Below are 7,537 nucleotides of genomic sequence, written 5' to 3' on the forward strand. Positions count from 1 at the left end.
AAATGGCGAAACTCCGAAGATCCAAACGCGATTCTCCGGAACGATGCGGACATTCTGCCCTCTTAGGCCTCGTTGTTCAGACCTTCCTTAGCCCATCTGTGGGCCGCCGGCAGTCTGCGTAGCTGCTTCGCGCTGCTGCGTTTCCTGCCGTGTTTGTTCTGCCACCCGCGCGTCGATCTGCTGGCTGCGGGCCAGCCCTTCTTCGATGCTTTGCTGTGGCTGGTTGAGATCTACCATCGCCCGGAAGCCGGGGGTCGTTCCCATTACGAAGATTTTCTCTTCATGCAGAACCACGTCACGCACCTGCTGTAGTTGGTGAATGCCGCTTTCTCGTGCGGCGACCATCGCCGACATCACCTGACCGTCGGTGACATTGGCAGGAAGATCCGATCGCATGCGATCAAACAATTGCTGCGATTCGCGCGACAGGGCAGAAGCCTGATCACGTCCTGGCTCGCCCTCGCCCTCGACCTCAGTCAGCAACTTCTGCAGTGTGGTTTGGTTCTTCGGAAGCGGGTTCTCGTGTGACGAGTTGAGCTTGCTATCGGGAAATGGTTTGGGAATGCTCTTCAGCGCATCGATATTGGGAAGCACTTTGAGCGTACCGTCAAAGCTGGGATCTGGCTTTTCGAGCTTCGGCCGCAGACCCGCATCCCGAAGTCCGCTCCAGACGTAGTCGATGCAACTGTTGGAGAACCCGTTGTAATAGAGGCCGAATCGACTATCGTCGCCACGCACACCAGCCTCACCGTACTCCCTCAGCTTCTCGTGCTGTTCCTTGGTAATCTCGAGCGTGTACGAATAGCTCGGATTCTGATAAGTCTTGTACTCATCTCTGACGACGTGCCCGGCGCCTATAACGCCCGTTTCGATCGGCGAGAATCCGTACCCGTTCTTGTGCTCGCCGTCAGAGATCATGAAGTACGCATGGCCTGCGGAGGAAGAGTGGCCATGGCCCTTTTCATCGCGCACGGCCGTACCGGGTGCAGCGAGATAGACGGTAACGGTGTAGGGGCCGGGCTCTTTCCTGCCAGTTTGGGCCTGAGCACTGCTATGGGATTGACTGTCCATGTTTTATTTCACGTTGTAGTTGGCGACAAGAAGCTCAAAGCTGAGGTGAGCGATCTGCGGGTTGTCCTGAAGATTGGTAACCTTCAACCGGTATTTCCCGGGAGTCAGGTCCTTGGACTCAGCACTGGCAACCTCATATTCCATATAGGCCATCGACATGTCGTATTTGCCGGCCTTCACCAGACTGTTGGAATCTGCGCCGACAGCGCTTCTGTAGGGGAAGACATCACTCTTTGCCTGTTGGTAGCGCGTGCCTTGCCACACTGCCGGCAAATCACGATTCAGCTCGTGAAGCACCACGGGCGTCTCTTCGCCACCATTCTGCTTCCAAAGCTGGACCCTCAAGGGAAGCTCCGCTTCCTCAAGGAAATCCTCATCTCCTGGCTTCAGATCGGGGCGTTTGCGTGGCCCACCAGAACGGAATCCGATCAGAAACGTGCTGGGTCCCGGATCGCCCGTCTCCCGCAGAGGCAGTTCGAAGCGCGCTTCGACCGTCGCGCCGGAGTGGACTAGATCAATCGGCTTGACGACTGGAAAGCCGTCGCCGTAAGCCGGAGGTGCCTTTCCCGCGCATCCACCGATCAGCATCGGCAGTATGACCATCCATGGCTTCAATAAATGTCGCATCTCTTCCTCGTGTTGGTAACGCATGCTATCAATCGCGCAGATAGCGCTTGGAATGAGCAGGTTTATACACCGCGGCAGCCAATGGATTCTGAATTGGCTTCACATAAGCGTGGCCGTCAGTACCTGCGGTTGCTTACTACTGCAACCGACGCGATACCCGCGTCGGGAGGGCGGCTGACAACACCCTTCGGGGAAATACGCCTGCCGACGCTATGCGGTTTCTAACCTCCCGACATCCCGTCGCCACCCGGCGGCGGGGCCTGTTCGTCAAGGAGCGCTTTGCCATGCGTCGATCCCCATCCAGTCCCAAGCCAGCGCGCAACCGCGCCACGGTGCCGCCGCCCACCGAGATCGGCTGGCACTCGCTCGACTCCTCGATTACGCCGCGGCCCTACCTCGAGCGCCCCCCATCCCCGAGCCCCGCCCCGATCCCAGCAAGCCGCGCCGCCCCGGCCACCCGCGTGCCCCGCACCATTGCACCTTCGGCTACGGCTACTACCCCGCCAGCCACCAACGCATCCCCACGCTGCGCCTACGCGGCCGCTGGCTGGAACAACTCGGCTTCACCATCGGCAGCAAACTCCACATCCGCCTGCGCGATGGCGAGCTGGTCGTCAGCGTGGTGCCCAGGGACTGACCAACCCGCTGCGTGCCTTTGCACGGTGCGTACATCCCGAAGATAGATGCGGGCATGCTGTCACTTCAAAGTGAAGCAACGGGTCCGCGCTGCTGTTGTTCTTGCGAGCGCTGTTGTTCCATTGCCCGCTCCTGCATGCGCTCCTGGTCTAGTCGCTGGTTGACCGATTCCAGTTGCGTGAAGCTCTCTTGAATAGGCCGCTGCGCGGCGTCTGCCGTTGGCATATGCGCGCGCAACATGGCCGGATCTTTCAGGTCTCCTTGCACAACGAACAATGTCTGCGCAGTGGGCAAGTCTTTCGTCTTCTCGCTGAGCAGTACGTGATCCACGCGTGTCAGCCCATTGTCTTTTGCCAATACGAGCAGGCTGGCTGTCATCCGCTCACTGGTAGCGTCAAATGTGCGGCCATTGGCGGCATCCAACTGCTCTACCTTGCTGCGGATCTGCTGATGCATGGCGTGGTCCGGGTGTCCCGCATCTGCAGGTGTTAATGCGCGGCCAGGTTCATTCAGTGTTGCGAGGTTGGGAGCGTTGATGCCCTGCGCACCAGTATTCTTGAGCTGGACCATGCCATAGCCGTCTTTGCCAAGGTCAACGATGTTGAAGGTCTTTGCAGATCCCAGCTCCAGGCCATTACGCTCCAACTGTCTTGGGTCCAGGCCCAAGGATTTGAGATCGATGCGGATTTCCGGCGGCTGGCGATCATGCGCCAGATGCGCATAGCTCTGCGCGATATGGCTGATCGGATTGACGCCATAGTAGTTTCGGTAATCGGAGTCGCCATGAGGGCCTAGCGTGCCGCGACTGTCGTAGAAGCACTGTTCCACCGACTTTGTCAGCGCATCATTGCGTGAGAACGGGCGCGTCGTCAGCTTTTCATATGTCAATCCATTGGCAAACTGCGGTGGGTTAACGTTTCTTTCCACACAACGCGTCGTCGAGCGCTGGAGTAGGCGAAGTTCGACCATTTCATCAGGCATTCCAGGGTTTTGATGCTTGATGCGGTCGTGAAGCGCACGCATGCCTGAAATCTCTGAGAGCGCCTCATCCTCCCGGGTGCTATCCAGATAGACGCGCGTTGGCCCAGTCAGGTCGACCTGACCCTCGCGATTCTCGTGTGCCTCCTGCAGCCGGTTGCCCATTGTCTTTGCGAACTCGGCCAGTGCTTGAGTCCGGTGCTCTGCCAGCACACCATGCATTGTTTCATGCCCGAGCACTTCGGTGATGTAGTCAATCCGCTGCGCGCCGGTGAAGTCGCTGAACGCTGCTGCGCTGATGTTGAGCGTGCCGGGGCTCCCATTTTTTCCATCCTGGAAATGGCCACCATTGTTCTGGCCATGCGAGACCGCGATCGATCCGATATGCCCCTTCTCTATCGCATTACCAAGCAAGTTCGAGAGGTACGGCGATTCCGATAGCGCTTGACGAATGCTGGATTCGGCCTCTTTTGGAAGGCGCGGATCGTTTGCCATCTGTACCAGCAGTGGCTCGATTCTTGGATCGACACGAGTCATGCCTTGCCCCCATCGATCTGCATGCCGTAAGCGCATTCGCGCGAACCGCTGTCCTGACTGGTTCGGTAGATCAGCAACGCGACGGAGAAGCCTTGCGTTCCATTGTTGATTGGTCGCCAATGCTGACGCAGCCATCCCCCTTGGAAAGGCCTTTGCCCACCACGCTTGTAACCCATTTCCTCCAGTTTATGCGACAGCGTTGTTGCATCCCAAACACAACGCGAGGTAGGCGAGCGCGTTGGGTCGATGCGTTCGGGTAGACCGACGGCGACTTCCATACTCGAGAAGATTTTTTCTGCGGGTACATGGGTTGCGTAAAAGGTGTACCCGTCACTTAGGGAAACATTTTTCATGATGTAAAAAGGATGCGGAGAGTCCGAGGTGCCTGCGAACTTTGTGCCAAGCGCCGCCTCCAGCCGCATGTAATTCATATCGGCCGGTGACTTGAATCCATCGACAAACCTAAGCAACCTGGCTTCCAGCTCTTGAGAGCTAATGCCGGGCTTGTTTGGCTCCGAGCGATCGCCTGCAATCGTATCCTGCGCAATGACCGGTGCTGCTGCGGATGACGCAGTGGAATCGCTTTTAGGGTCGGCGCATGCGCCCTGAAGTCCAGCCGCAAGGAGCAGCAACAACAGGGCAAAAAATCTCCTTCCTGTTCTTTTCTGCTTGGTATTCATAGGCTCTACTCTTCGAGGGACCCATTTCATGGCTTGCCTCCATCGATCTTGATGCTATGGACGCATTCTTGTTGATCGCTTTGTTCATTGGTTCGATAGAGAAGCAATGAGACCGAGAACATCTGACTTCCGCCGTTGGTCGCGCGCCAATGCTGGCGTAGCCATCCGCCCTGAAATGGCCGCTGGCCACCGCGTGTGTATCCCATCCCTTCAAGCTTTTTGGACAGTGCTTCTGCCTGCAAGATGCAGATTGATGTAGGAACGCGTGTCGGATCGCTATGGTCAGGCAGAGTCACTGCAACCTCTATTCGGGAGAATCCATCTTTCGTTGGGCGATGCGTCGCGCAGAGTGCATACCCATCAGCCAGAGCGACGTCCTTCACGTCACGCCACGGGTATGCGGGATCAGACGGTGGCCCAAGTTTGATGCCAAGGACAGACTCGAGCCGCGGGTAGTCCAGATCCGATGGCACTGTCAGTCCATCAATGAAGCGCAACAGCCGGCGCTCTAGGTCTTTCAAAGTGGTGTTGGCAGAGACGACGTCAGCGCTACCATCGGTACTTTTGCTGTTCTCTTGACGGGGCGGCTTCACTGTCGCAGCAGGTGGCGTGCCTGCATCCCATCTTGCTTCATGAGGCGTGCGAGCGCATGCACTTGGCAGCGCTACTGCAAATAGCAGCAAAGGAAGCAACCTGCGGAAACTATTTTTTGTCATGGGGCTCCTGCTACTCACGCGACATCACGATGCTGACAAATTGTCATCCGCGCCACTGGTGTTATGCACTGCCGGGTCCGAACCTGAGTGGCGCGTTGGTGACGGATATGAGGGGGAGCGAAAAGCAATTCATGAGCGGGTGGGGACGCGCTTTGAGCGGTACTCCCTCTATGTCCAATCCAACTCTGACTCCGCTGCTTCAAAGCTTGACGCAAGATCTTCCATCAACGCCTTCCGGATTGCCAGCCTCGACCGGTAGGCATGCCACGCAGCGCGTAGCAATCTTTTCCGCAAGGAGCATAGAAACTCCTCACGTAGCGGTACCCACCTCCGTCAAACCGGTGGGTTTTTTGTGCCTGCGGATTCTTGCGGGCGCAACCGATGCGATGCCTGCGTCGGGAGGGCGGCTGACAACACCCTTCGAGGAAATACGCCTGCCGACGCTATGCGGTTTCTAACCTCCCGACATCCCGTCGCCACCCGGCGGCGTGGCCTATTCGTCAAGGAGGGCTTTGCCATGCGTCGATCCACGTCCCGTCCCACATCAGCACGCAAGCGCGCCACGGTGACGCCACCCACCGAGATCGGCTGGCACTCGCTCGACCCCTCGATCACCCCGCGGCCCTACCTCGAACGCACCCCGATCACCGATCCCCGCCCCGATCCCAGCAGGCCGCGCCGCCCAGGCCACCCGCGTGCCCCGCAACACTGCACCGTCGGCTACGGCTACTACCCCGCCAGCGACCAACGCATCCCCACCCTGCGCCTACGCGGCCACTGGCTGGAACAACTGGGCTTCACCATCGGCAGCAAGCTGCACATCCGCCTGCGCGATGGCGAGCTGGTCGTCAGCGTGGCATCCACGGACTGACCAACCCGCTGCGTGCCCTTGCACGTTGCGTGCATCCTGAAGACAGATGCGGGCATGCTGTCACTTCAAAGTGAAGCAACCGGGCCGCGCTGCTGTTGTTCTTGCGAGTGCTGTTGTTCTATTGCCCGCTCCTGCGTGCGCTTCTGGTCTAGTCGCTGGTTGACGGATTCCAGTTGGAAGAGCGGGCTCAGGTTGACTTATAAAATCAACTGACCCCTTTTCTCACGTTTCTCGACAAGGGCTACCCTGAGACAGGGAATCGCATAGGAATTCCCGAGTTAACCGCAGACGCCGTAGTGACATATAAAGTCAAGTATGCGCCCATGGCTGCTTCAGCATCCGAACTTAAAACGGCTGATATGACGATCATAGACCGTCGCGACGATATGACATTGATAAGCATGACTACGTAGGCTGCCGCGCAGTCACAGAACGTGCGGTGGACTGGTAGACATTTCTGCATCGCGCCTTAGGACTGGACTAGCTACCACCGCACCTTCGCTCAGCCGCTAGCCGGCTGTGCCTACCCCTCACACCGCGCGCGGCACACATGCTAACCTGACCATCGCCATTTTGGCGAAGACGGAACATCAGGTGACCCAGCCGACACGATAGCTAGCGGTGCCGGGGCCACTGAGGCACGCTTATCGCAGGTCGCCCAGAGACAAGCACGTCATTATCAACCACTATCAGGGATGTATTCATCATGAAGCTACGCACCATTGGCGCCAATTTCGCACTGGCAGCGGCTTTAGGCCTTGGCCTGAGTTCCCCGGCTCGCGCCCAGGCGCCAGATCCTTGCTCGGTCTTTCTTTGCATGGCCAGCGTGTCCGGCTTCGGCGCTCCGAGTCCCCAATGTGCAGCGCCCATCGGGGTCTTCCACGCCATCCAGGTATGGAGCCCGGCCTTCAACCCGCCGGCCACTGCGGCGGCACGCCGGGCATATCTGATGACATGTCCAGGCGCGAGCGTTCCGAATCAAGCTGTCTTGGAAGCCATCATCGGGCAGTGGGGCTACACACCTTAACGGGGATTGCCCGCTTTGACCCAGAAGAGCGCTTGCTCCTGAGGCGTTGCGGGGTTGCCGCCACACCCCTGTTCGCCGTAGGCAGCCCGCAATGCTTTTCAGTGTCATTGTCTTGCTACACATCGGCCAGTGGGAAGTGAACCCGCAACTCTTGTAGGTTCGCCCGCAAGAACGCCCACTCTGCCCCTGTGTTGTTGGCAGGGTTCCCGGTGAGTGCGACAGGGGCACTGCGCGATTACCCACAAAGCAGTGACGAACGGAGTTGGATTTACTTAAAATCCAACCTGGCTCCTTCATCCGCGGCGACGTCCCCCCGCCCTGAGTAGCGATCGGGTTTAGAGTCCGGGGTTGATGATATCGGTGTTTGCCAGATGTTGGGCATAAGCGGACGGCG

At 58.4% G+C, this 7,537-nt stretch carries 7 protein-coding genes; 2 read left to right on the forward strand and 5 right to left on the reverse strand.

Going from position 1 to position 7,537, the window contains the following annotated elements; all coding sequences use genetic code 11:
* Positions 1-87: 87 nt before the first annotated feature.
* Together XdyCFBP7245_RS22825 and XdyCFBP7245_RS22830 are read right to left on the reverse strand one after the other, a co-directional pair.
* Positions 88-1,071, reverse strand: coding sequence for a lytic enzyme (locus XdyCFBP7245_RS22825; RefSeq protein WP_104617641.1), 984 nt, complete (start codon positions 1,069-1,071; stop codon positions 88-90).
* Positions 1,072-1,074: 3 nt separating this feature from the next.
* Positions 1,075-1,722 (reverse strand): hypothetical protein, encoded by a 648-nt coding sequence (locus XdyCFBP7245_RS22830; protein WP_244907908.1) that lies wholly within the window; start codon positions 1,720-1,722, stop codon positions 1,075-1,077.
* Positions 1,723-2,224: 502 nt separating this feature from the next.
* Here XdyCFBP7245_RS22830 and XdyCFBP7245_RS24660 point away from each other — a divergent pair.
* Positions 2,225-2,335, forward strand: a complete 111-nt coding sequence (locus tag XdyCFBP7245_RS24660; protein WP_244907910.1) for a SymE family type I addiction module toxin — start codon at positions 2,225-2,227, stop codon at positions 2,333-2,335.
* Between the two features lie 65 nt (positions 2,336-2,400).
* Here the strand turns inward: XdyCFBP7245_RS24660 and XdyCFBP7245_RS22840 are convergent, their stop codons facing one another.
* From XdyCFBP7245_RS22840 to XdyCFBP7245_RS22850, 3 genes are read right to left on the reverse strand one after another with little or no spacing between them, the layout of a single operon-like run.
* Entirely contained in the window at positions 2,401-3,849 is a 1,449-nt protein-coding gene (locus XdyCFBP7245_RS22840; protein WP_104617642.1) for an XVIPCD domain-containing protein, read from the reverse strand.
* The gene (locus tag XdyCFBP7245_RS22845; RefSeq protein ID WP_104617643.1) at positions 3,846-4,559 is read right to left on the reverse strand and encodes a hypothetical protein; all 714 of its coding nucleotides are present in this window, start codon (positions 4,557-4,559) and stop codon (positions 3,846-3,848) included. The genes XdyCFBP7245_RS22840 and XdyCFBP7245_RS22845 overlap by 4 nt, the downstream gene beginning before the upstream one ends.
* Entirely contained in the window at positions 4,556-5,245 is a 690-nt protein-coding gene (locus tag XdyCFBP7245_RS22850; protein ID WP_104617644.1) for a hypothetical protein, read from the reverse strand. Before XdyCFBP7245_RS22850 ends, XdyCFBP7245_RS22845 begins: the two co-directional genes overlap by 4 nt.
* A 517-nt stretch (positions 5,246-5,762) precedes the next feature.
* Here XdyCFBP7245_RS22850 and XdyCFBP7245_RS22855 point away from each other — a divergent pair.
* On the forward strand, positions 5,763-6,116 hold the full coding sequence (locus tag XdyCFBP7245_RS22855; protein ID WP_104617645.1) for a SymE family type I addiction module toxin: 354 nt from the start codon (positions 5,763-5,765) through the stop codon (positions 6,114-6,116).
* Positions 6,117-7,537: the final 1,421 nt, after the last annotated feature.

This window comes from Xanthomonas dyei, assembly GCF_002939865.1.
In the GTDB taxonomy this organism is placed as follows: domain Bacteria; phylum Pseudomonadota; class Gammaproteobacteria; order Xanthomonadales; family Xanthomonadaceae; genus Xanthomonas; species Xanthomonas dyei.